This window comes from Roseateles agri, from assembly GCF_034043675.1.
GTDB lineage: Bacteria > Pseudomonadota > Gammaproteobacteria > Burkholderiales > Burkholderiaceae_C > KK5.
Map to the genome: position 1 here is coordinate 331,296 of NZ_JAXCLA010000002.1, position 25,108 is coordinate 356,403.

Here is a 25,108-nt window from a genome sequence, read left to right on the forward strand (position 1 = left end):
CTGGGCCTGATGCTCAGGCGAAAGCCGGCTCCCGCTCACCGATCTTGAAGCCGGCGACGATGCCTTCCAGGCGCAGTGCCTGGTCCTTCAGGCTTTCCGCGGCAGCAGCCGATTCCTCCACCAGCGCGGCGTTCTGCTGCGTCATCTGATCGAGCTGGCCGACGGCGCCGTTGACTTCGGCGATGCCCTGGCTCTGCTGGCGCGAGGTGGTGCTCAGCTCGGCGATGATGTTGGTCACGCGCTCCACGCTGTGGACGATGTCGTTCATGCTGGTGCCGGCTTCGGACACCTGGCGCGAGCCCTCTTCCACCCGCTCGACGCTGGCGCCGATCAGGCTCTTGATCTCCTTCGCGGCCTCGGCCGAGCGCTGCGCCAGCGAGCGCACTTCGCTTGCCACCACCGCGAAGCCACGGCCCTGCTCGCCGGCGCGCGCAGCTTCCACCGCTGCGTTCAGCGCCAAGATGTTGGTCTGGAAGGCGATGCCGTCGATCGTTCCGATGATGTCGCTGATGCGGCGGCTGGAGGCGTTGATCTGCTCCATCGTCGCGACCACCTGAGCCACGACCTCGCCACCGCGGCGCGCTGCGCCGGAAGCACCGCCGACCAGTTCGTGCGCGCTGACGGCCGCGTCGGCACTGTGCTGCACGGTGCTGGTCAGTTGCTCCATCGAGCTGGCGGTCTGCTGCAGGTTGGTCGCCGATTCCTCGGTGCGCTGGCTCAGGTCCTGGTTGCCGACGGCGATCTGCCGCGAGGCGACGGCGATCGACTGGCTGGTCGAGCGCACATCCACCATCACCGCCTCGATCTTGCCGACGAACTGGTTGAACGAGCGCGCGATGTCGGCGATCTCGTCCTGGCCTTCGGCCTGCAGGCGCTGCGTCAGGTCACCGGTGCCGGAGCCGATCTGGTCCATCGCGTCGCGTACCTGGCCGAGACCCTTCAGCAGCAGGCCGATCGCCAGCGCCGACAGTAGGGCCGCGCCGGCGGCGATCAGCACCAGCGCCACGCCGGCGGTACTCAGCATGTCGCTCAGCGCGGCCAGCGCCTCGCCGCGCTCGGCGGCCAGCACCAGCGTCCAGCCGGTGCCGGGCACCGGTGCGGACTTCAGGAAGAAGTCGTGTTCGCCGATGCGGGCCTGGGCCAGCTCCGTGCCGGCGGCGCGCGCCAGCAGTGCCGCATCCAGCTCGGCCGAGATGTCCTTGGCCGGCTTCAGAGTCAGCGCGGCATCGGGGTGGGCGATGACCTTGCCGTCCTTGTCGACCAGAAAGGCCAGGCCGCTGGCGGTGGGCTTGATCGACTTCATCGTGTCGATGACGTCGTCCAGCGCCACGTCGGTGCCGCCGACGGCGGCGAGCTTGCCGTCGGCGCCCTTGATCGCGCGGGCGAAGGTCACGACCAGCTTCTTCGACGAGGCGGCGATGTAGGGCGCCGTGATGATCGGCGCCTCGGTCTGCTCGGCCAGCTTGTACCAAGGGCGTGCGGTCGGGTCGTAGTCCGCCGCGCGCTGGCGGTCGGGGAAGGAGACCATGCGCTTGTCGGCGCTGCCGATGTAGGCCAGGTCCAGGCGGCCGGACGTCAGGGCCTGCTCCAGCGGCGCGGCCGGGTCGGCCAGCGCGGCGGCGGGCGCCAGCGCGGTGACGATGTCCTGCTGCTTCTTCACCCAGGCACCCATCGCGGCGGCATGCGCCTGGCCGAGGTCGGTCAACTGGGCCTGCAGCTGGGCGCGGGCATGCGAGCGGACGGTCAGGTAGCTGGCCAGCGTGGCAATGCCCACGGCGGCGACGACGATGAGCATGCAGATCGCGATCAGGCGCTGCTTGATGGTTTTGAACATGGGTCCCTCGCGCAGCATCGGATGCCGCTGAATCTTGGCGTTAGGCGAAAGCGCGGATTCTATGGAGCGCCACTCCGCAAACCAAGGGTTAACCCTCAATTGCTCGGCGATTTCATGTGATGAATCACGAAAGGCGAGGTGCACTTACCCCTAGGCCGACAGAGGCGCCCGGCGAGGACCGTTCAGACAATCGAATTCCTTTTGTCGTCAAGCAGTCCTGTCCCCATGAGCATCGTGAACAAGCGTCGGGCGCTGGCCCTCACCGCAGCCCACCTGGCACTCATCGCAGGCGGCTCCGCCGTCGCCCAGGAGGTCGAGCAATGTCAGCGCAAGCTCGGCGTCATGGCCGTCATCGAGCCGCCGCAGGGCTGGAACCACCTGTCGAGCTACGGCCTCGGCTCGCCGGCCTCGCTGCTGCGGCTGATGATCCAGAAGTCCGGCTGCTTCGACGTCGTCGAGCGCGGCCAGGCGATGCAGACGCTGCAGCAGGAGCGCGCGCTGGCCGGCAGCGGCGAGATGCGCCAGGACAGCAATATCGGCAAGGGCCAGATGCAGGCCGCCGATTTCGTGATGACGCCCGACGTGCAGGTCCGCGCCAACGACACCGGCGGCCTCGGCGGCATGCTGGCCGGCAAGCTCGGCATCGTCGGTTCGCTGGTCGGCGGCATGAAGTTCAAGGAGGCGAGCACCAGCCTGCTCGTGGCCGACGTGCGCTCCAGCATCCAGGTCGCCGCGGCCGAGGGCAAGGCGAGCAAGACGGACTTCAACCTGGGCGCGCTCGGCTGGGCCGGCGGCGCCGTGGCCGGTGCCAACGGCTACACGAAGACGCCCGAGGGCAAGATGATCGCGGCCAGCTTCCTCGACAACTACAACAACATCGTCCGCCAGGTGCGCGACCAGGGCAGCCTCGTCCGCACCGGCAGCGCCGCGGGCGAAACCAATGCCGCCGCGTCCACGCAGGCGGGCGCGGCGCCACCGGCCGGAGCGGTGCTGCGACCCAAGATCGCCAACGTCAAGCTCTATGCGGAGCCCAGCCGCTCGGCCAAGGTCGTGGCGACGCTGCAGCGCAGCGACGACCTCGTCGCCAACGGCCAGTTGAAGGACGGCTTCGCCTACGTGGACGCGGCCGACTTCAGCGGCTGGGTCCAGCGCACGCTGCTCAGCCCCTGAGTCACGGCAGGCGCGCAGAATCGGGCGCCATGAATCTCCACCGCCTGGACCTCGTCTCGCTGCAACTGTTCAATCTCGTCGCCCGCAGCGGCAGCATCAGCAAGGTCGCCGAGCTGGCGCTGCTGGCCGTGGGCGCGGCCAGCAAGCGCATCAGCGACCTGGAGGCCGCCGTCGGCGCGCCGCTGCTGGAGCGGCACTCGCGCGGCGCGACCTTGACCGTCGCCGGCTTGGCGCTGCAGCGGCATGCGCAGCGCATCCTCGCCGACGTAGACCAGTTGGAAGCCGACCTCTCCGACTACGCCTCGGGCCTCGTCGGCGTCGTGCGCCTGTGGGCCAACACCTCAGCGGTGACGCAGTTCCTGCCCCAGGACATCGCCGGCTTCATCGCCGCGAACCCCGAGATTCGCATCGAGCTGGAAGAAGAAGACAGCAACGAGATCGTGCTGGCCGTGCTGGACGGCCGGGCCGACTTCGGCATCTTCGCCGACCGCACGCCGGCCATGGGCCTGCAGCTGATGAACTACCGCGACGACCAGTTGGTGATGGTCGTGCCCCCGGGCCACGCGCTGGCCGGCAAGCGCGCGGTGCGCTTCGAGGAAGCGGTCGACTACGACTTCGTCAGCCTGCCCAAGAACACCTCGCTCGCGCGCCGCCTGCAGACCGAGACCGACGCGCTGGGCCGCCGCCTGAAGATGCGCATCCAGGTCCGCAGCTTCGACGCGATGTGCCAGATGGTCGCCGCCGGCCTGGGCGTGGCCATCCTGCCCCGCGAGGCAATCCGCCCGCACCTGAAGTCCATGCACCTGAAGCAGATCGCGCTGGACGATGCCTGGGCGAAGCGGAGGCTGCTGATCGGGGTGCGAGATGCGGCGGCGGTGCCGAAGCATGTGAGGCTGTTGATCGATCATCTCTGTGGATGAGCTCTGCGGTGGAAACGCTCCGCCGGCGCTATCGGAGCCGCGCGACTGAACTTCCGTGCTGCCTAAATCTATTTGTTCGTCGACAAACAGCGAGTTGATAGCCCCGACCCGTTGCAGTCCTATGGTTACCCTGACTGGACGCCCCAAACCTGCAGTTCAACGCCAAAGCGGAGTGTAGATCGCGGCTTGCCGAGGGGACGTCGGCTCGAACGACCAATTGGCCCCTTGGCACTGATCCATTAGGCCTTCTTTCTTGACTGAAAAGTCGAGCCCAAAACTGCCCAGGCTGCCCGTATCCGTGATCGGAACTGCTACCTGAGCGCGATCCACCGTATCCGAAGTTCCAAGCGTAGTTGAGACCGCGGCCCCCCGTGGCCTAGGCCGTCAAATTGACCGGCTCCGCGCGCACGGACGATGCAGATGCGACGCGGCGCTGCTCCTGGCGACTTGCCTATGGCGAACACAAGTCAGCCGGAGAGTGGGAGCCGACCGCATACGGTAATTACGCCTGAACTATTCATGATGGTTCGCCTGCGTTTCTGTTCATACGATTGACGACGGGATGTTGAATTTTTCAGGAGCAACTAATTAATCGACCGTTGGATCAGCATCAACCTCATGCCCCTTTCAATGCCAAGTCAACTGACTTCTGCCTGACTCAATGTACATTGTTTCTGGTATTTATCTTTCATTTGCTGAGGCGTTGAATTGATGCACTTAAAAGATCCACACATAGGGGCCGTATCGCGCAAACCAGTCTTCGATCGAATTATCCCTGACTGCAGACAGAACTACACGACAGGTACGGTCACAGGCGTACCCAGGCGAGCGAATAGGTTGAGCAAAGCCAAACGAACATGCAGTTCCAGCACCCGACACTCGAAGCAGCTTTCTATCAGCAGTTCTCCCAACTGCTCGAGGCAGCGCATCGTGGTCTCGATCAAGCTGCGCCGGTGCCCGCCACGCCAGCACTTCCAAAACCCCCGCCACGCAGCCACCACCGTGGTGCGAACCTGGACGCTCCGGTTGTTAAGCCCCCAGGCATATACGTTCTTGCGCGTCGGAATCAGCGCCATCGCACCGCACTGGGCGATGGCCGCGTAACAAGCTCACGTGTCGTAGGCATCGCCCGCGCCGACGCTGGCAATCGCCCCCTCCGGAGGAAGCGGCTTGAGCAATGCGAGCAGCATGGGCGCGTCGCGTATGGAGTTGTAGTTGAATTCGAACGCGAGTATTTTCGTAGACTATCGGCCTCGGACGAGGGTTTGAGAAAAAATTCAAACGCCTCACACATTACTGAATATCTGAATCACTTCTGCGAGTTCTCACGATGTCAAAAATTCCTAGCTTATGGTTTCGTGTACTCATGGGATTGGCGTCAATATCGTTCGCATCCGCTATGTCAGCCCTGATGATCAGCATACTTATCAATAAAATTAATTTGTCAATATATTTTGGACTATTAATAATAGTCACAATCATACAAGGGGCAAGTGCAATGCTATTGATTCCAATATGCATTTACTTTGTCATTAAACTTAAGAGTGGGCGATTTAGCACATTCGGTTCATTCTGGATCGCCTCCGTCCTTCCGATGATCATAATTTTATGGTCCACAGAACTCAAAGGCGACCTCCACATGCCGCAAAAATATCTTTTCAGCATGATATTTGGCGCACTAATTGCGGCGGCCCTTCAATGTCAACTGTATTTTAGGCAAAGATACTACGGAGCCAAGGAAATTGACTAACAGGAAATTGCAACTTATAGGGGTAACCTTCTTTCTGTGCACCTGCACAATCTTCACAAGTGCATTTGCGGAAGCAAGTTGTAAGACAGAGATTGTCTTCTCCGCTTTCGGTGCCTTTCAAGAGGTGCAACCAGATACATTCGAATTTCGCCCCACCAATATCATAAGGTGGAGTGAACGCTTCTACGGATGGATCATAAAGATGAAAGGCGAAGATAAGCCAATTCAAATTTCTGAGCGCCTATTCCATTCCGCAAATATGGAGAAAGATTCACCCTGGTCAGAGATAAAGCAACAAAATCCTACAAGACAAGAAACTCCGCTAATTGGAATTCTGACCGAGCGCCGACAGATGGATATCGACGACAGCCCCGGAAATTACAAACTAGAAGTCGAACTAAACAACTGCGCAATCGTTACATTTAACTATTCGATCATTAAATAGAAGCAGCAAACAAAAGGAGACAAAACACCCACAAAGCAGCTAATCGCACACACCCATCTCCTGCGCCGAGAATTGGTAGCAGTATATAGTTTTCTCTTTGAGGATAAAAATGGGAACAATCATGAATGGTGGCAAAATCGTAATCGGCAACAACGCTGGTTCGAATATAACCATCGATACTTCGAATAGGTCAGTTACATTCAACAACGCGGGCAGTGCAAGCGTCACATATGACCTTTCAAAAAGTATGACGACGGGCTCATTTAATCTTGGTGTGGTGAACTACACCTTAAATTCGAGCGGTACCGGAACGATGAGTTTTAGTGCCGGTCTTGCCAGTGGAAATATCGCGTTCAATACGAGCGGTACGATTACAGCAGGGCAGATTGCCTATGGCGAGCCCGTAGCAGGTGGATACACCGGAGCAAAGTTCTCCTTCAGTCGCCAAAGCGATGGAACTTATATAGGTAACGGGGGCGCAGGCGTCAGTTGGCCCTCATGGATGGGCTCCGTCGGTACAAATCTGAATGGCAAGACCTGGCAAACTACGGGGAACTTTAATTTGAGTGTCACGGATCCCTGCACATTACTAGGGGGAGCGGCAGGAAACGCCTGTAAAGCCTTGTCAGACGCCGCGCAGAACGGAGGAGTCGCACCTGCAGAGGCCAAACAAATGAAAGAGCTGGAAGTATTTGCTCCGTCGAATGAGAATAGCGTTATTGATGATGCAACATTTGCCGCTGCTTCGAACATTACGGAGTCGGTCAACACCAGTCCATACGTAAGTTTCTCGGGAATGAGCAGTTATGGATATTATGACGAAGGATATATGTGTGCCGTGTAATTTTCTAAATTGATTCACCAGCACCCACAATATAAAAGGAGGGTGCTATTTGGAAGTAGATCAAGCTGTGAAAAATGCAGGCATAAATCCAAATCTGGACTGGGGGCTTCTCTCAATTGTCCACGTCGCGCGCCACCACGAAATATCAACAGACATTACCACACTGCGCCAGAGCACGCCGCATAACGGAGGGCGCTTCTCAAAAGAGGAGCTAACGCTCGCCGCTCGCTCAGTTGGTTTAAAAGCAAAGATTGTTCGACTGACCAAGTCGCGCTTAGCCGACTTACCTTTGCCGGCACTTGTAATAGCAAATGACGGCATGCATCAAATACTTGTAAGCCGGCACAACGAACTTACGACTTTAGCCCCACCGTATACCGCAAGCGGCCGAGTCTCTGAGCCAGACTTACTAAGGATAAGCAGCGGTCATGCCATCATATTCAGCTCCCAAGCGTCGCTCATCGGTGAAGCGAAAAAATTCGACATAACCTGGTTTATACCGTCTATTGTTAAATATAGACGCATACTGTCGGAGGTGTTGGTCACATCTTTTGTACTGCAACTCTTTGGACTGGTATCCCCCATGATGATGCAGGTCATCATGGACAAAGTCTTAGTGAATCACGCGGCAAATACGCTGAAAATCATCTCAATCGCATTGCTGGTTTCGGCTATTTTCGAAGTACTTTTGACTGGCTTCAGAAACTATCTTTTCACACATACGACGAATCGCATAGACGTAGAACTGGGCTCCAAGTTATTTAAGCACTTAGTAGAACTTCCAGTGCGGTATTTTTCTACTCGACGCGTCGGAGATACCGTTGCTCGCGTGAAAGAACTAGAGTCAATCAGAAATTTTCTGACAGGACAAGCACTGACAGCAACAATTGATATTGTATTTTCTGTAGTATTCCTGGCGGTGATGTGTAGTTATTCTACAAAACTCACGCTTGTGGTTCTGCTATCGATGCCCGTCTACTTGATCATATCGCTCGGAATAATTCCGATATTACGAACAAGGCTCCAGCAAAAATTTTTCGCTGGAGCGAATCAGCAAGCCTTTCTTGTTGAAACGGTGTCCGGTGCCGAGACAGTAAAGTCGATGGCGATGGAGCCTCAGTTTCAATATCGATGGAATAAATTGCTTGCGCAGTATGTTAATACTAGCTTTCGCGTGGCGAACTTTGCAAATCTTGGTCAACAATCCATTCAGCTTGTCGGCAAGATTTCAGCTGTTCTTATATTGTACATTGGCGCATCTGAAATTTTTGAGGCAAGGCTGACCATTGGGCAGTTGGTTGCATTTAATATGCTATCGCAGTATATAACCATGCCAATATTACGATTAGCAGGCCTTTGGCAAGAATTCCAGCAAGTAGGAATTTCAATAGACAGGATGGCTGATCTTCTAAACACAAAGACCGAACGACACAAGAGCACCCATACAGCGCCAATGCAAAGTGGGGCCGTGAGCTTTGTGAATGTTTCCTTTAGGTACTCTGATGACAGACCAAACGTTTTGAGCGATATAAGCCTAGAGATTCCAACAGCGACAGTCTTGGGCATCGTCGGCAAGTCCGGATCGGGGAAGAGCACGTTGACAAAGATTCTGCAAAAGTTTTACCGCCCCGATTCCGGAAAAGTATTTGTCGATGGCACAGATCTCTCGTTGATAGATCCAGGGTGGCTTCGATCAAATGTAGGAGTTGTTCTCCAGGAGAATAAATTATTCAACTGCTCGATTCGAGAGAATATAGCAATCGCAAACGTGGGAATGGAGTTCGAGCGAATTGTTAAGGCCTCATCGCTTGCAGGGGCACATGAATTTATTAAAGATTTGCCTGAAGGATACGAAACAATATTGGCCGAAAATGGGGCCAATCTATCGGGCGGACAAAGACAGCGTATCGCAATCGCTAGAGCGCTTGTTAGCGACCCAAAGCTTCTAATATTTGATGAGGCAACAAGTGCGCTCGACTTCGAATCCGAAAGCATTATTCATGCAAATATGGAAGCCATTTCTCAAGGGCGAACCGTAATAATCATTGCGCACCGCTTATCAGCCGTTAGAAATTGCGACAACATAATAGTCCTTGACGAGGGAAGGATAATTGACCAGGGGAATCACGATGAAATGATTCTACGACCCGGGAAATACAGGGATATGCGAGAACATCAAGTCTCTTACTAAGAAATCAATCATGGGATTACTGTTTCGATGTTCAATTTTTGTCGAGCGCATCAAAGATATTGTCAGTCTATCGCGCCGAAATATTGCTGAAACAAATAAGCTCGATTCATCTACAGATCTTGACTTCCTTCCAGCCCACCTAGCGCTACTAGAGCGTCCGGCCAACCCGGCCGCGCGTATATTGGCATCACTAATTGCAGCTATAGCTATTTGCGCAGTATTGGCCAGTTTTTTAGGAAAATTAGACGTTATTGCAATTTGCAACGGAAAACTAGTTCCCACTGGACGAACCAAAGAGATTCAATCTGCGACGTCTGGAGTTATCCGTGCGATCAACGTGGTTGAAGGTCAATATGTTAAAGCAGATGATGTTCTCGTTTTTCTAAATGACTCGAATGTATCGGCGGACACAATTCGTATTCAAGAGAATTTACTAAATTCCCAACTGGCAGTATTTCGAGCAAATGCGATGCTCTCGATGATGTCCGGGGGCAAGATAGTATTAGATAGGATGCGCTTTCCGAGCAATGTATCAGAGGATGAATACAAAGCAACGTTACAACTTATTAGGAATCAATACCAAGAATATATTTCAAAACTTCAATCGCTCAAGAATGATTCGGACGTTAAAAGGCATGAACTCAAGACGCTAATAGTCCAAGAAGAGAAACTTCAGCAAACAATTCCGCTGCTAGAGACGCAGTTTCTAATCGTGCAGGACATGCAACTAAAGCAATATGCCAGCACCCTTGAAATGTTAGACAAGAAACAGAATTTCATTTCCGCAAGAAGTGAGCTGGAGGTAATAAGGAGTCGCGAAGGTGAACTTCAAGATGCGCTAAAGAAAACAGACATCGAGGCCGAGCAACTGCAATTCCAGCTTCGAAAAGAGCTCTATGACAGCTTGTCTAAGGCGCAGCACGACGAGATAGCGATAAAAGCTGAGCTAAGTAAATTGGCAATTCGAAAGTCACAAACCGAGATCAAAGCACCAATTTCTGGAATGGTACAACAGATATCCGCGAATACTATTGGCGGAACACTGTATGCTGGACAAGTGGTAATGCGAATAGTACCCAACGAATCTTTGGAAGCCGAAGTATTCGTGGAAAATAAGGATGTTGGTTTTCTTAACGTTGGCCAACAAGCCAAAGTCAAGTTGGAACCCTACCCATTTACGAGATATGGGTATTTGACAGGAATAGTGAAATCTATCTCCGCAGACAGCGTTGCCGACAAGAAGAATGGGCGTGGATTTCTAGTACGCATCCCACTCAATCAAACCAACATTCAGTATCGCGGAACAGCATTGAAGCTAAGTGCTGGCATGAACGTGACGGCTGAAATATTAACTGGCAAGCGCACCGTTGCATCATATTTCTTAGATCCGCTTTCCGACGGAGTGGGAGCTAGCTTTGGAGAAAGATAGGCATTTGCATCCATATCGCCGCTCATACACGAAGTGGATACACCTCCTGGCCGGCATTTTGGTCTTGGCATTTGCTACTACTTCATCTGCCCAATCCCGAGACAACGAGCTGCGCCGGGTGCAGGAAAGATCGCAAGTTGGTGTCGATTGTGACGTTGAGACTGGAGGCTCAATAGATCTATTTAAGGCCCTTCGCCTTAGCTTGTGTCGCAATGGTGTCTTAGCCGGCAAGAAGGCCGCAATTGACTCAGCGTTGAGCGAACTAGAGTTGTCCAAGGCTGAGGCCTATCCAATCCTCAAAGCATCGGCGCAGTACAACGATGGCAAGCGATGGACGGAAATTTCCGACATCCCGGAGTTCAGCAATATTCATAAAACGAACGGACCTGGCATGTCCGTCAATCTTTCCTGGACGGCATACGATTTCGGTCATCAAAAGGCCGGACAGAAAGCAGCGGCCGCGAAATTAGATGGTAGCCGTTTCGACTATCAGTCCGCATTGCTATCAAATTTCAAAAAGCTTTCCGGCGACTATTTTAAGCTATACAGCGAGATTCTCGCGACAGATTATTTGCGCGAACTCGTTTCCCTTGCTGAAAGTACGTTGAAGATGGCCACATCTCGTTCGAAGGCGGGCACAGCTACTTTAGTCGAAAAAATTGCCGCCGAGGCCGGATTAATTCGTGCAAAAAGTACATTCGACTCAGCGAATCTTAGTGTCCGATTTTCTCGCAGTAGATTAGCGTCAAGTCTTGGAATAGGCGCAGATTTCAAGCTAGCTACAAATCTTCAAAGTCTCCTTTCCGAAGGGGATATCGATAGATTTCTCTTGCAATTTGGCCCGGAAAATGAAGTATATCGTCACCCGGACTACCTAAGCGCAAAAAGCGCAACTGAGGCTGCGAGAGCGCGATATGAACAAATTCGCTCCGAAGCATATCCCACCGTGGCCGTTAACTCTGCGTTGAATTATAACGGACAGCCGATAACTTCAAATCCGGGCTCTCCCCCGCTCTCTGGGAAAATATACGAATGGAGCGTCCAACTACAAATATCAGTTCCTATATTTGACAGAGGTGAGAATGCGCGGCTGTCGAAGGCCCTCGCGGAGTTGAACAAGGCGATGGCGGCCGAGGACGAAGTCAAACAGGCTCTGATAGAAGCCGCTGTTTCCGCCGCCGAAGACCTTAGAGAGGCCGCTCATGAGAAGAGTGTTAGCTCGCAAATGCTTGAGCAAATGAAGAAATCACTCGAAGCGGCAGAAGAGCGGTATCGCAACGGCCTTGGCAGTGTAAGCGAGTTCAATACCGCCCAAGATGCCTATATATCGGCAGCGCGTCAGATGGTTAACAGTCAAGCAAACTTGCCTGATAAGTATATGAAATACTGTTTGCAAATTGGATATCTGCCGGCGGATCTCTAGCACCTTAACGAATAAAAACAGCAAATGAAAGAGCTAATTACGGCAAGGCGGCTATTTGATGAGTTCAACTTCGGCCTGAACGTCAACTTTGCGGATTCAATGCTGGGCTGCTTTTTTGAAATTCATTGTGATAATACAAATTGGAACTCAATCGCTCTTCAACCATATCTATCACTTATCGAAGCTCTACTGAGTCGCGACGATCTGCAAGTTTTCTTCGATAAATTCGGTCGCCGGGCGGGCCATGCGATTTGTTCCGAACTAGATGATGCTGCTCACAACGACATTTTGGAAAATCGGAGATTTCCAGTCACTCCGGAATCATTCAGGCGCCCCGGAAAGCTATGGTGCCTTGATTTTCAGGCAAATCACGGCCTGTTTCTAGAAATAATTGCGAATTCTATTCAAATATTTGCAAACTCGGCGACGGAAGTTCGCTACATAAGAGACAAAGGTCGGCTTAACTCTGTAAGGTCTTACAATAAAAATAAGTTAATCCTGTTAAAAAGAAAAGTTGAGCGCCGCACAAGTTTGCTACCGCCAATTGATTTATTTCGAGACGCTCATCCATTTCAAAAAGAGATTGAGAGTAAATTCCTCACATACACATTCTCTGGGCGACTTTTGAAATTCTTATCCCAGAATAAATTTCATTCAATTCTAAGCATAGCCACCATTAGTGAACGAATCAAATATTCAATTGCGCTTGGTCAATTTAAAATTTATTTAAATGAACAAAACGAAATAGTTGGCTATTTGAGTTGGATGTGGGGAGATAAAACTACTGATGAGGCGAATAATTTTCGTCGACCCACGCATTTGCATGACTGGAACGACGGCCGTACCTTTTTCGTGGCCGATGTTGTAAGCAGATTGGAATGGCAGCATCAAGTTTTTGATGATCTGGCTCACAATTTATTTCCGGAAATCAATGAGATCGGCTTTCTTCCCCTAGAAGGGTCAAATACTTGGCAAGTTTATTCAAGAGACCGAGAGCAAGATCTAAGGGAGATAAACAGGTTTATCCAGGTCGTCGAAAACTGGTAGATGGATCCTTGACATGAATCCAATAGACGGGATGTTAAGTTCTGAGCTTTCGAGTGAATTTTTTTCCGAAAGCATGGGGCACTTAGCAGTAAGACTCACTCACCTTCCGAACGCTCGCGTGCTGTGGATCAATCCACGGTATTCAAAAATAGATCCCACACCAGCTTCACGGTTGGCACCGAATGAGTATGTCGACCACATAAAGGAAACGTGTGCGAAAAGAATTTTCCATGCATTTTCCGAAAATATTGCAAGCCGCTCTAGTGTCGGAATCGCGGACAGGTACGGCGGATCAGGAATTGGAAACAATGGCGGCAGTGGTCGAGCATGCGTTATTGACGGCTACTCAATTAAGGGCATTGGTCGTACGCCACTGGTTGGAAATTCTAAAAGCACAACGCACATTTCTGGTGATTTTTTCCTTGAAGAATGCATTCGCGAAACAATCTTCGGGGAGCTAGTCGATGCGGAGTTCCCCTATGGAGCAATTCCAACGCTGGCAATTTTGGACACGGGCCAAGTCGAATTTTGGGATGCTGGTCGCCGCCGTGTTTTCGAACGCAGATCGCTGATGGTTCGGCCAAGCTTCTTGCGACCCGCGCACTTTATGCGAGCCCCAATGTTCCTGAGCATGAATCCATGCGAGGGGTCACTAGACTCTCAACGCGTAAAACTAATGCTCAAGAAGCTGAGCTTATTAAACGGGCCTGAAGCCGGTCTGGGCTTGGTTCGAAGTTTGGCAAATCGCTGGGCGAAGCAACTGGCCTATGCATATATTCACAGAATTAGTCTTGGAGGGCCGAGTCCATCTAATATCTCAATTTCTGGGCAAATGGTCGACTTTGGAGGCGCCTCGGCACTACGAAGTTTAGCCCAAATATGCACGCAATTGGATATTCCCGCCACGGGCCAGGAAATATTTAGAATGCTTCAAGAAGTGCGTGTGCTTGTTACTTTCGTTTGCAAGAACACGAGCAACTCAAAGGGCGAAAGCGGCATTTCTGAAGAAATATTCAAAGAGGCTCATGGCAATTATTTTCACACCATCTCTATTGAATTGCTTCGTCTATGCGGACTAACAGGACATCAGGCTGAGAAGGCGCTGGCATCCCAAAATAGCAACTCGATTGCACGTTCGATAAATATTCTAATATCGCATTACAGAACCGAACATGTTGCAATGTTTGGGGGAGAGGTAGGAAAACTGTCGTTCGATCTGATCAGAATCTGGGACGAAACACCTCCATGGCATTTGAGCCCGCTCAAAGCTGACATTCTGAAAATGGGGCAACTATTTCCAGCGAGTATTGACTATCCATTGATTTGGAAGCAACGTTGTCGTTGGCGCTGCAAAGACAGAGCACGACTTGACAGAGATTCATTGAGATGGCGTATTTATGACAGCCTTGAAGATCTGTATCAAAAGGACATGCTCAACCAAGACGGCGTGACTTCGTTAATTCAGAATGAGGTTCTTGCGGCGCGCGTAGATAGCAAGATTGATTTTGATGCGCAGTCGATCGTCGGGTTTAGGATTAGCGATGGAGATAGTTTCGTTCAACTGGTGAACATGTATACCGACAGCCAGACGGAAGTGCTAGAGCGCCATTCAAAGTCTTACATCACAGTCGCAAATCCGCTCGATTAGCTACAAGCATGCGAGAGCGCTGCACTGGAAGATTGACCAGCTTCGCCGGCAATTCGAACAGTTGAGAGCAGTCGAGAAATACCAGTATCGCAAGACGAGGATATAGGGGAATCGAGTTGTCAAAGCTATTTTTTTTGACTGAGAGGAAAGCCGCTGTAAGAGGAGAGGCGGCCGTCATGTATCAAGTCGAGCGTCGCTTGCAGTCAGGGCATCCCCGCCGAGATGTCGTCAAGTCCAACTCTGATTTTTATTATACAAATTTTTCTGTATAAATGTGATTGAACAAAATAACCCGATTAGCGCATCTGAAAATCCAGTTTGTGGCGCCTACGACTAGCCCGTCCTACTTTCTGTAAATTTACCATATTCGTCGAAAATTCACTGTCTCGCGCAGCTCATTTGCCGTCTCTTGCACATCTGACAAAACTGCTGAATATTTGACAACACACAAAACTGGAGCACACATTGATTCGCCCCGATGTTGTTAGAAAATATCGCTTTAGAGCAATATGTTACCTTTCATGCACAATGGTACTTTGGATTACGGCATTCACACTAGCAATCAAATTCACCCCAGCGAATAGTCTGGTTGTCACTTCAATTGCCGCGTTATGTTTGTTGGTTACTGGTTTTAACTACGCAGGTGCTTTTACCACCCTCTGTGCGGCCACCTTATTCAGAAACGAGGCTACACGATTCAATCTTGAGGCTGACATTTCTAGTCCGCGAAAGACAATTGTTGTAATTCCCTGCCTGCTTTCTTCAAACCGCGTGATTGATTCGCTACTTCAGTCGCTTCTAGATCACTACAACTCCTCTAAATCCGATGTAGCGGCGTTCATATTGCTGGCTGACTTCGCTGATGCTAAAAGGATGGATGAGGGAATTTTGAATTTGGATGCCGCCCTCTTAGAGCGAGCTATGCATGGCATTGACAAGCTGAATCAAGAATATTGCAATGTTTTTGGTATTTTGGTTAGACAGCGGATCTGGGCGCCGGCCGAATCTGCATGGATGGGTCGTGAACGAAAAAGAGGGAAGCTAGAGGCGCTCAATAAATTCCTGGTCGACTCGGCAGAATGCGAATTTGACATTGTCAAATGCGATCTGACACTCCTTGCAAACGTCGACTATGTTCTTACACTTGATGCAGATACGGTCCTCCCTGAAGGCGTCGCCAAGGGGCTCATATCAACCGCTGCGCTGCCCTCAAACTCTGAGTACACCATCATTCAACCAGGTGTAAGAAGGTGCCTTAATGAGCCAAAAAGTGTTTACCAGTGGCTAACAACATCGCCATTCCCTCCATTGAGCATATTGCAAGGAATCTTTGGTCACAGTAAGTTTGTTGGAAAGGGGCTCTACAAGGTTCGCGACTTCAATGCGCGGACGGAAAATGTTTTTCCGAGCAACTGGATACTTAGTCATGACGTATTGGAGAGCATTCATGTGCGCGTTTTGACAATCGACGAATCATGCATACTCGAATCCAATCCGGAATCTTTTGAGGAAGCGTGCGTGCGCCTGCACAGATGGTATCGAGGTGATTGGCAGAATATTCCGTGGAGTCTACCTTCGAGCATTCGCTATTCAATAAGAGAATTCAAATCACTTAGAAGATTTCGTGTGGGATTCGTTGGCGCATGGACGATTTTTGACTTGATAATGCGATCTATTCATGCTCCGTTCTTAATGATCCTCATATGGATTTCTTGCCTGTGTAAAGGGGGCAAGACATTCCTTTTGATCGTCTTGGCGCTGGAATTTTTGCTCGCTTTCATCACTTTTTTATCAAAATACTTGCGCGGCGAAGAGGAAGCTTGGCATAGCAGAACATTTTGCGTACTTTTGGGGGCTACTTTTTTTCTGATGGCCCTCCCGGCTCACGTTGTGATGGCTGTCGATGCCGCAACGCGTTCGTTTTGGCGAATGTTTATAAGTGGACGTTTTCGGTTGCAGTGGAAGGCAATGGCTGAATTTAAGATTGAGAAATCCACCCAGAGGTATCATTTTTGGACATTTACTCCTGCCCTGATTTTTGGATTAGCATTAACTCTTGCATCTCTATTTAAGCACTTTATTCCGGGCGCACTCATTGGAGTTTTATGGCTGATTTTTCCATTCTTGACCTCGCTTCTGGAAAAAATCAGAGTTGCTCCGCACTTGCAGGGCAACTACCCTAGAAAATATTGATCCGATAGTATGCGCAAACACGCATCTTTTAATAGCTCGTCGTTTTTCTGCCGTATCAGAGCTTGATACGGACGACTGTAGCGCTCAACCGTCAAGGATAAGGGAGCTTGGTAGAAATGGCGAAATTGATGCTACTCGTCGCGTTCAAGAAAAATTCCCTCAACAGGGTGAACGACGATTGGGTAAGTCGCCACTTTACGAACGCCGGGTACCGCTAGGGGTCTGAAGTGCTCAAAGGCTCCTCAGGCGTCTTCAAGCGCCCGCGACATGCCGCGGACGGTCGGCCGAGCTAATAATCGCTTAAGTTCTAGCGAGCGAGTGCGAGAGCTGGCACGACGGGCACAGCGAATACAGGTGCGGCAAGGCCCTCGAAGCCCGGACGGAGCACCGCTCGCAGTGAGCCCGCGGACGTTGTAGCTGGTTCGCACGGCACAGCGTGCGACGGTATCGCCTGTGACACCCTGCGGCCAGTAGCCAGTCGAACGTGCCGTGATGCGGCAATCAGTTTTCGCTCGCCAAGGAGATGTCAGCAGCATCTAGCGATCTACGCCAACCACCCAAGGGCAAACCCTCCCCCGCTTTCACCATCCACGAAAGCTGCTTGGCAAACACCGTCATTCCGCCGCGGCGGCCCGACTTCCAGAATGGCCGCACAGAACGGACATTACGGAGACAAGACCATGGCCATCTCGATATCCGCCGGCAGTGCCGGCGCTGCTGCTGCATCCGCCGACGAACAGAGCGTCGTCCGCAAGGTCGCCTGGCGGATCATGCCGCTGATCATGGTGTGCTACCTGTTTGCGTTCTTCGACCGCATCAACATCAGCTTCGCCAAGTTCGCGCTGCAGAGCGACCTGCACCTCAGCGATACCGCCTACGGCCTCGGCGCTGGCCTGTTCTCGCTGGGCTACGTGCTGCTGGAAGTGCCGTCGAACATGATGCTCTACAAGGTCGGCGCGCGGCGCTGGATCACGCGGATCATGGTGTCCTGGGGCATCGCCACGGCGCTGATGGTGTTCGTCAACACCGACTGGCAGTTCTACTTGCTGCGCTTCATCATCGGCGCGATGGAAGCGGGTTTCGCGCCGGGCGTGCTGTACTACCTGACGCTGTGGTTCCCCGCTGCGCACCGCGGGCGCATCACCTCGATGCTGTTCCTCGCCTCGGCCTTCGCCGGCCTGTTCGGCGCGCCGACGGCGGGCCTGGTGCTCAAGCACATGGACGGCCTGATGGGCATGGCCGGCTGGCACTGGCTGTTCCTGGTCGGCGGCCTGCCCTGTATCGCGCTGGGTGGCCTGGTATACGGCCTGCTGAAGGACCGCATCCAGGATGCGCAGTGGCTGACGCCGGCGGAGCAGCAGTTGCTGTCCAGCCGCATCGCCGAGCAAAACCGCCACATCGGCAACCACTCGCTGCTGGGCGCGCTGAAGTCGCCGGGCTTCCTGATGCTGGGCCTGATCTACTTCCTGATCCAGATCGCTTCCTACGGCCTGAACTTCTGGGCGCCGCACCTGATCCGCGCCTCCGGCGCCACCGACCCGACAGTGATCGGCCTGCTGACCGCCGTGCCCTATCTGTGCGGCGCGATCACGATGGTCGTCGTCGGTCGCATGTCGGACGCCAGCGGCCAGCGCAGCCGCTTCGTCGCGGCGCTGATCGGGCTGGCCGCGGTGGGCTTCGTCGTCGCCGGCGTGTTCGACAAGAGCACGGTGATGGTGGTGCTGGCGCTGGCCGTGATGGGTACCGGCGTGGTCGCCTCGATCCCCGCCTTCTGGGCGCTGCCGCCCAAGCTGGTGACCGGCGCCGCGGCGGCCGGTGGCATCGCGCTGATCAACACGCTGGGTCAGTTGGGCGGCATCGTCAGCCCGGTGATGGTGGGCCGCATCAAGGATCTGAGCGGCAGCACGACGCCTGCGCTCTACGTGATCGCCGCGCTGAGCCTGCTGTGCGCCGCTATCCTGATGTGGGCCCTGCCCGCCGGCCTGAAGCATCGCGAAACCCGTTGATTCCGGAGAGACACACACCATGAGCAGTACCACGCCCGCCGCGCTGCAAGGCCTGCGCGTGATCGAGATGGGCCAGCTGATCGCCGGCCCCTTCGCCGGCAAGACGCTGGCCGAGTTCGGCGCCGAGGTGATCAAGATCGAGGCCCCCGGCGCCGGCGACCCGCTGCGCAACTGGCGGCTGATCCAGGACGGCACCTCCGTCTGGTGGCAGGTGCAGTCGCGCAACAAGCGCTCGATCGCGCTGGACCTGCGCCACCCCGAGGGCCAGGACATCGCCCGCAAGCTGATTCAGGAAGCGGACGTGCTGATCGAGAACTTCCGCCCCGGCACGCTGGAAGGCTGGGGCATGGACTACGAGACGCTGTCGGCCCTCAATCCCGGCCTGATCATGCTGCGCATCTCCGGCTACGGCCAGACCGGTCCCTACCGCGACCTGCCCGGCTTCGGCGCGATCGGCGAGGCCATGGGTGGCCTGCGCCAGCTCACCGGCGAGCCCGGCCGCGTGCCGGTGCGCTGCGGCATCTCGATCGGCGACACGCTGGCCGCGCTGCACGGCACGATCGGCATCCTGACGGCGCTGTACCACCGCAAGGTCAACGGCGGCCGGGGCCAGGTGATCGACGTGGCGCTGAACGAGGCGGTGCTCAACGTAATGGAGAGCCTGATCCCCGAGTACAGCGCCTTCGGTGCGGTACGCGAGGCGGCCGGCAGCGCACTGCCGGGCATCGCGCCGTCGAACGCCTACCGCTGCACCGACGGCTTCGTGCTGATCGCCGGCAACGGCGACAGCATCTTCAAGCGCCTGATGCAGACGATCGGCCGGGAAGACCTGGGCAACGATCCCGCGCTGGCCGACAACGCCGGCCGCGTGGCCCGCGTCGCCGAGATCGATGCGGCCATCGAGGCCTGGACCCTGGAGCAGCCGGTCGAGCGGGTGCTCGCGCGGCTGGGCGAGGCCCGCGTGCCGGCCGGCAAGGTCTACACCGCCAAGGACATCGCCGAGGACCCGCACTACCGCGCCCGCGACATGATCCTCAAGCAGCAGACCCGCGACGGCCACGAGCTCGAAGTGCCCGGCATCGTGCCCAAGCTGATGGGCACGCCGGGCGGCATCCGCTCCTCCGCGCCGGGCCTGGGCGACGACACCGATGCGGTGCTGGCCGAGGCTGGTTTCTCGGCGCTGGAAATCGCGGCGCTGCGCGCCAGCAAGGTGGTGGCATGAGCAACGGCACCGTGAGCCTTTGGAACGGCGAAGGCCGCCGCATCCACATCCAGGAAGTCGGCACCCGCGACGGGCTGCAGGCCGAGGAGGCCTTCGTGCCGACCGAGGACAAGATCGCGCTGGTCGATGCGCTGTCGGCCACGGGCCTGGCGAAGATCGAGGTCACCTCCTTCGTGTCGCCGAAGGCGATCCCCGCGCTGCGCGACGGCGAGCAGGTGATGCGCGAGATCACCCGCGTGCCGGGCGTCGTCTACAGCGCGCTGGTGCCCAATATCCGCGGCGCCGAGCGCGCGATCGATGCCAACACCGACGAGTTCAACCTCGTGATGTCGGCCAGCGAGAGCCACAACCTGTCCAACCTGCGGATGACGCGGGCGCAGTCGTTCGCGGCGCTGTCCGAGGTGAGCGCGCTCGCGCGGCAGGCCGGCGCGGCGGTGAACGTTTCGCTGTCCTGCGTGTTCGGTTGCCCGATGGAAGGCGACGTGCCGGAGGCGACCGTGCTCGACTGGTGCGCCCGCTACATCGAGGAACTGGGCGCCGGCGGCGTCACGCTATGCGACACCACCGGCATGGCCTTCCCCACACAGGTCGCCGCGCTGACACGCGCCTTCCGCGCGCGCTGGCCGCAGACGGAGCTGACCCTGCACTTCCACAACACCCGCGGCCTGGGCCTGGCCAATGTGATGGCCGCCATCGATGCCGGGGCCGACCGCTTCGACGCCTCGCTGGGCGGCATCGGCGGCTGCCCCTACGCGCCGGGCGCCAGCGGCAATGTCTGCACCGAGGAGATCGTCCACGCGCTGGCGCTGATGGGCTACGACTGCGGCGTGGACCTGGAGCGGCTCGTGAGCGCGGCGAAGCGACTGCCGCCGCTGCTCGGCCACGACATCCCGAGCCAGATCGTCAAGGCCGGCCGCCGGCTGGACCTGCATCCGCGGCCGGCCGACTTCGAGGCGATCCGCGAACGCGCGCTGGGACGGGCCTGAGCCTGACTTACCAGCTGACCTCACGCTCCGGCGTGGCGCTGATCTTGTGGATGCTCAGGTCCGCGCCGTCGAACTCCTCTTCCTGGCTCAGGCGCAGGCCGAGCGTGCGCTTGAGCAGGCCGTAGACAACGAAGCCGCTGGCCAGTGCCCAGAGCACGCCGGCCAAGGTGCCGATCAACTGGGCCGAGAAGCTGACGCCGCCCAGGCCGCCCAGCGCCTTGGTGCCGAAGATGCCGGCGGCTATGCCGCCCCAGGTGCCGCACAGGCCGTGCAGCGGCCAGACGCCCAGCACGTCGTCGATCTTCCAGCGGTTCTGCGTCAGCGTGAACATGAAGACGAAGATCGCCGCGGCGATGCCGCCCACCACCAGCGCGCCGATCGGGTGCATCAGGTCGGAGCCCGCGCACACGGCCACCAGGCCGGCCAGCGGCCCGTTGTGGACGAAGCCCGGATCGTTGCGGCCGGCCACCAGCGCCACCAAGGTGCCGCCGACCATGGCCATCAGCGAGTTGACGGCCACCAGGCCCGAGATCTTCTCCAGCGACTGCGCGCTCATCACGTTAAAGCCGAACCAGCCCACGCAGAGCACCCAGGCCCCCAGCGCCAGGAAGGGAATGCTCGACGGTGGATGGGCCGACATGCCGCCGTCCTTGCGATAGCGGTTGGCACGGGCGCCGAGCAGGAACACGGCCGGCAGCGCGATCCAGCCGCCGACCGCATGGACCACCACGCTGCCGGCGAAATCGTGGAACTCCGCGCCGGTCCTCGCGGCCAGCCAGTCCTGCAAGCCGAAGTGCCGGTTCCAGGCGATGCCTTCGAAGAACGGATACACGAAACCCACGATCACGGCGGTGGCCAACAGCTGCGGCCAGAACTTGGCGCGCTCGGCGATGCCGCCCGAGATGATGGCCGGGATCGCCGCGGCGAAGGTCAGCAGGAAGAAGAAGCGCACCAGTTCGTAGCCGCCCTTCTGCGCCAGCTGGTCGGCACCGACCATGAAGTGCGTGCCGTAGGCGACCGCATAGCCCACGATGAAGTACGCCACCGTCGACACGGAGAAGTCCACCAGGATCTTGACCAGTGCATTGACCTGGTTCTTGCGACGGACCGTGCCCAGCTCAAGAAAGGCGAAGCCCGCGTGCATGGCGAGCACCATCATGGCGCCCAGCAGAATGAACAGGACGTCTGCGCCCTGCTTCAGTGCATCAAAACCCATTACGACCCCAAAAATTGCTTAAGTTGGTGCATGACAAGACCCCAACAGGGGTCGCACCAAGTTACAGCAACATGTGGGCCAAATTGGGGCTCCAGGTGGATGGATGCACTCGATCGGTGATTTCGCCCTGCGGGCTCAGGGCGTGTGCTCGTGCGGCGGGCCCATGCTGCGCGCGCAGAACTGCTCGACGTTGGCGAGCGCCGTGTCGCAGTAGACGTTGATCCGCTCCCGGCTGTGGGCCCCCTCGTCGGCGAAGGCTTTCATCTGGCGATGGAAGTCCTGCCTGTAGGCGGCCGAGGCCCGGATCTCCGCGGCCAGCTTGGTGTCGACCTTGCCGCAGGCGCGCACCGGATCGAGGCGGCGCTGGAATTCGCTGCGGCGGCCCGGCTCGTTCTTCGAGCAGATCGCCACATCGGTGTCGAAGCTGGCGAAGCCGTGGGCGGTCGGCGTGTAGTTGACGGCTTGTACCGCTCCCGCGGCCGATAAAAGCGCTACGGCGAAGAGGACAACCCTCACGCGAGCCGACGCAGGGTGTCGTCCGAGGCCGAGCGCTTCACTTGCAGCTTCATGAACACCAGCTCCTCCGTCGACGACGAAGGCACCGGCACGAAGCCGAGCTTGGCGTACATCCGGACCGCATCGGTGTTGTCGCGGTAGGCCCGCAGGGTCACGGTGCCGGCGCCGGTGTCCTTGACCGCGGCCGCCACCAGCAACTGGCCGAGCTGCTTGCCGAGGCCCGTGCCGCGCAGCTTCGGCGAGACAATGATGCGGCCCAGGTGCACCTGCCCCGGCGTGGCCTCCCAGTACTGGCCGAAACCGCAGGCGCCGCCGTAGTCCTTGTCGACCATCGTCATATTGACGGCGCCACTGCCCGGCACCGCCAGGTCCTGGGCCAGGCGCTCGCCCTTCAAGGGGAAATGCAGGCGGGGGCCAGCCCAGCGCTGGCAGGCGGTGGCGTCGGCCACCCAGGAGGCAATGAGCGGGTAATCGGCGGGCTCGGAAGGGCGAAGCGAGGCGGTCATGACGGTTCCTACTACGAATTCGTGAACTGTCGATGAATCTACTCCAGTGCGCGGGCCTTCCGGCAGCGGCACTGACCCTGAAGTGGGTGTAAGCAACACCCGCGAAATCGTGTCAGGCCAGGCCGGCCTTCTCCAGCGCGCTGAGGATGTCCGCCGCCTTGTCCTTCAACTGCTCTTCCTTGGCCAGCTTGGTCAGCGCCTTCAGCGAATCGGCCTTGTCGCCGCGCAGCATCGAGGCGATAGCCGTCTCGAGCAAGTCCTTGTCCTTGATGCCCAGCCTCTTGCTGTCCGCGCTGGCGTTCCTGGCTGCGATCTTCTTGATCTCGGGCTCGTTCTGCTGCTCGACCCAGGTCTTGAAGGACACGTCGTCGACGATCTTCGGCCGGATATTGGTCTTCAGCAGCGATTCGCACTCGTCGTCGATCTTGCCGACGGCCTTCTTCGCCTTGCTCTTGTCCTCGGCCTTGATCGCGTCGGCCAGTTCCTTCTGGAGCGAGGAGGCGATGTTGACGTCGTTGTCCTTGACGAACTTCGTGTACAGGTGCTCGGGGTCGCGATTCTTCTCGTTCAGGTAGCTGAACTGCTCTTTCGCCAGGCCCTTGGTCAGCGCCTTGTTGACGGCATTGAACAGGGTGTTGTCCTTCTTGATCTCGGCGAAGCTCATCTTGGACACTTCGGTCGCGTACACGGCCACGGTCTTGATCGGCATGTGGGTCCCCTTGTTGTGTCAGCCGATGCTAGCCGTTATGCCGTGCGCTGCCCATCGGGGTTGCGCACCGGTCCTCAGCTCAGCCCCGCCAACTGGCTCACCAACGCCGCATCCGCCACGCCGGTGGCCACCAGGCCTTGCGCGGTCTGGAAGTCCCGCACCAGCTGGCTGGAGGTCTTGCCGAACACGCCGTCGGCGACGACGGCCATGCCCTGGTCGGACAGGCCCAGCTGCAGCAGGCGCACGTCCAGGCCGCGGGCCATCGGGCTGACCAGCGCCAGCGAGCGCGTGCCCGGCTGCGGGCCGTCGTAGCAGCCGGCCGGCGTGGCCTGCAGGGCCGTCAGGTCGATCTCGTTGCCGCGCACGACGAAGGGCAGCGGCAGGCCCCACAGGTCCTGGGCAATCAGCCGCTCGAAGGCTTCCATCCGGTAGACCGTCTTGCGCAGCAGCGCATTGGCGTTCGTGGCCAGCCACTGCTTGCGCTGCGCCACATAGGCCGTCACCCACGCACGCTCGCCCGCCTGGGCGGGCTGGCCCTGGGCTGCAATCGTGAGGTCGCGGATGCGCGCCCAGGAGCCGTGCACCCAGCTGTCGTAGACGACGGCCGTGCCCAGCGCGGTGGTCAGCCCCAGCTTCTCCGCCGCGCGGGCGGCGGGCTGCCAGTAGGTCTCGTCGAAGAAGCTGTCCTGCGTGTCGCGCATCACCGGATCGTCGGCACAGGCGCGCAGCAGGTTCTGCAGCTTGGTTTCCGTGTCCAGCGCCAGGTCGCGCTGCTCCACGCGCGGCAGCCAGGGACTGAGCCGCGCGCCGAAGCGCGCGCCGGCATTGCCGCAGTACGCCGTCAGCAGCGTGTTGAGGTTGCCAGAGCCCAGCGTTGTCTGCGAACGGCCGTAGGTCAGGTGGCCGGTATCGCCGCTCAGCACCGTCACGCTGCCGTAGTCGCCGCGCACGCTGCCGGTCTCGAAGATGTTGACGATCGCCTGGGCGGCGCGGACCTGGGTGGGGGTGAGGCTCATGGAGTGGAATGTCGCGGCGATCATTCGCCGCGACATC

The 25,108-nt window shown here is 56.8% G+C and carries 20 protein-coding genes; 13 read left to right on the forward strand and 7 right to left on the reverse strand.

The genetic code is table 11. The features are described from left to right. Positions 1–13: 13 nt before the first annotated feature. The gene (locus tag SNE35_RS05735; protein WP_320421904.1) at positions 14–1,834 is read right to left on the reverse strand and encodes a methyl-accepting chemotaxis protein; all 1,821 of its coding nucleotides are present in this window, start codon (positions 1,832–1,834) and stop codon (positions 14–16) included. A gap of 225 nt (positions 1,835–2,059) precedes the next feature. Here SNE35_RS05735 and SNE35_RS05740 point away from each other — a divergent pair, with 225 nt between their 5' ends. Both SNE35_RS05740 and SNE35_RS05745 read left to right on the forward strand, forming a co-directional pair. After that, entirely contained in the window at positions 2,060–3,004 is a 945-nt protein-coding gene (locus SNE35_RS05740; RefSeq protein ID WP_320421905.1) for a CsgG/HfaB family protein, read from the forward strand. A gap of 29 nt (positions 3,005–3,033) precedes the next feature. Continuing rightward, positions 3,034–3,924, forward strand: coding sequence for a LysR substrate-binding domain-containing protein (locus SNE35_RS05745; RefSeq protein WP_320421906.1), 891 nt, complete (start codon positions 3,034–3,036; stop codon positions 3,922–3,924). 791 nt (positions 3,925–4,715) lie between these two features. Here SNE35_RS05745 and SNE35_RS05750 read toward each other — a convergent pair. Further along, entirely contained in the window at positions 4,716–5,000 is a 285-nt protein-coding gene (locus SNE35_RS05750; protein ID WP_320421907.1) for a hypothetical protein, read from the reverse strand. Between the two features lie 876 nt (positions 5,001–5,876). Here SNE35_RS05750 and SNE35_RS05755 point away from each other — a divergent pair. The 11 genes from SNE35_RS05755 to SNE35_RS05805 all read left to right on the forward strand — a co-directional run bounded on the left by SNE35_RS05755 (position 5,877) and on the right by SNE35_RS05805 (position 21,108). Beyond that, positions 5,877–6,119 carry a hypothetical protein gene (locus tag SNE35_RS05755; protein WP_320421908.1) on the forward strand — a complete coding sequence of 81 codons (243 nt, stop codon included), beginning with the start codon at positions 5,877–5,879 and terminating at the stop codon, positions 6,117–6,119. A 109-nt stretch (positions 6,120–6,228) separates the two neighbouring features. Then, positions 6,229–6,963, forward strand: coding sequence for a hypothetical protein (locus SNE35_RS05760; RefSeq protein WP_320421909.1), 735 nt, complete (start codon positions 6,229–6,231; stop codon positions 6,961–6,963). A 49-nt stretch (positions 6,964–7,012) separates the two neighbouring features. Continuing rightward, the gene (locus SNE35_RS05765; protein ID WP_320421910.1) at positions 7,013–9,154 is read left to right on the forward strand and encodes a type I secretion system permease/ATPase; all 2,142 of its coding nucleotides are present in this window, start codon (positions 7,013–7,015) and stop codon (positions 9,152–9,154) included. A 10-nt stretch (positions 9,155–9,164) separates the two neighbouring features. Next, positions 9,165–10,583 (forward strand): HlyD family type I secretion periplasmic adaptor subunit, encoded by a 1,419-nt coding sequence (locus SNE35_RS05770; protein ID WP_320421911.1) that lies wholly within the window; start codon positions 9,165–9,167, stop codon positions 10,581–10,583. A 64-nt stretch (positions 10,584–10,647) separates the two neighbouring features. Beyond that, positions 10,648–12,006 (forward strand): TolC family protein, encoded by a 1,359-nt coding sequence (locus SNE35_RS05775; protein ID WP_320421912.1) that lies wholly within the window; start codon positions 10,648–10,650, stop codon positions 12,004–12,006. 24 nt (positions 12,007–12,030) lie between these two features. Further along, positions 12,031–13,053, forward strand: coding sequence for a toxin-activating lysine-acyltransferase (locus SNE35_RS05780; protein ID WP_320421913.1), 1,023 nt, complete (start codon positions 12,031–12,033; stop codon positions 13,051–13,053). Positions 13,054–13,066: 13 nt separating this feature from the next. Further along, positions 13,067–14,701 (forward strand): hypothetical protein, encoded by a 1,635-nt coding sequence (locus SNE35_RS05785; protein ID WP_320421914.1) that lies wholly within the window; start codon positions 13,067–13,069, stop codon positions 14,699–14,701. Positions 14,702–15,166: 465 nt separating this feature from the next. Beyond that, on the forward strand, positions 15,167–16,894 hold the full coding sequence (locus SNE35_RS05790) for a hypothetical protein (protein WP_320421915.1): 1,728 nt from the start codon (positions 15,167–15,169) through the stop codon (positions 16,892–16,894). A gap of 680 nt (positions 16,895–17,574) precedes the next feature. Continuing rightward, complete coding sequence (locus tag SNE35_RS05795; protein WP_320421916.1) at positions 17,575–18,900, forward strand: MFS transporter; 1,326 nt, start codon at positions 17,575–17,577, stop codon at positions 18,898–18,900. A gap of 19 nt (positions 18,901–18,919) precedes the next feature. Further along, positions 18,920–20,122, forward strand: coding sequence for a CaiB/BaiF CoA transferase family protein (locus tag SNE35_RS05800; RefSeq protein ID WP_320421917.1), 1,203 nt, complete (start codon positions 18,920–18,922; stop codon positions 20,120–20,122). Further along, positions 20,119–21,108 carry a hydroxymethylglutaryl-CoA lyase gene (locus SNE35_RS05805; protein ID WP_320421918.1) on the forward strand — a complete coding sequence of 330 codons (990 nt, stop codon included), beginning with the start codon at positions 20,119–20,121 and terminating at the stop codon, positions 21,106–21,108. The genes SNE35_RS05800 and SNE35_RS05805 overlap by 4 nt, the downstream gene beginning before the upstream one ends. A gap of 7 nt (positions 21,109–21,115) precedes the next feature. Here SNE35_RS05805 and SNE35_RS05810 read toward each other — a convergent pair whose 3' ends face one another. The 5 genes from SNE35_RS05810 to SNE35_RS05830 form a co-directional block, all read right to left on the reverse strand. Beyond that, positions 21,116–22,324 carry an ammonium transporter gene (locus tag SNE35_RS05810; protein WP_320421919.1) on the reverse strand — a complete coding sequence of 403 codons (1,209 nt, stop codon included), beginning with the start codon at positions 22,322–22,324 and terminating at the stop codon, positions 21,116–21,118. A 135-nt stretch (positions 22,325–22,459) separates the two neighbouring features. Continuing rightward, positions 22,460–22,840: a hypothetical protein gene (locus tag SNE35_RS05815; RefSeq protein WP_320421920.1), complete on the reverse strand. Its 381-nt coding sequence runs from the start codon at positions 22,838–22,840 to the stop codon at positions 22,460–22,462. Then, entirely contained in the window at positions 22,837–23,346 is a 510-nt protein-coding gene (locus SNE35_RS05820; RefSeq protein WP_320421921.1) for a GNAT family N-acetyltransferase, read from the reverse strand. Before SNE35_RS05820 ends, SNE35_RS05815 begins: the two co-directional genes overlap by 4 nt. Positions 23,347–23,458: 112 nt before the next feature. Beyond that, on the reverse strand, positions 23,459–24,055 hold the full coding sequence (locus tag SNE35_RS05825) for a hypothetical protein (RefSeq protein WP_320421922.1): 597 nt from the start codon (positions 24,053–24,055) through the stop codon (positions 23,459–23,461). Between the two features lie 74 nt (positions 24,056–24,129). Further along, positions 24,130–25,071 carry a peptidoglycan-binding protein gene (locus tag SNE35_RS05830; protein WP_320421923.1) on the reverse strand — a complete coding sequence of 314 codons (942 nt, stop codon included), beginning with the start codon at positions 25,069–25,071 and terminating at the stop codon, positions 24,130–24,132. Between the last annotated feature and the right edge of the window lie 37 nt (positions 25,072–25,108).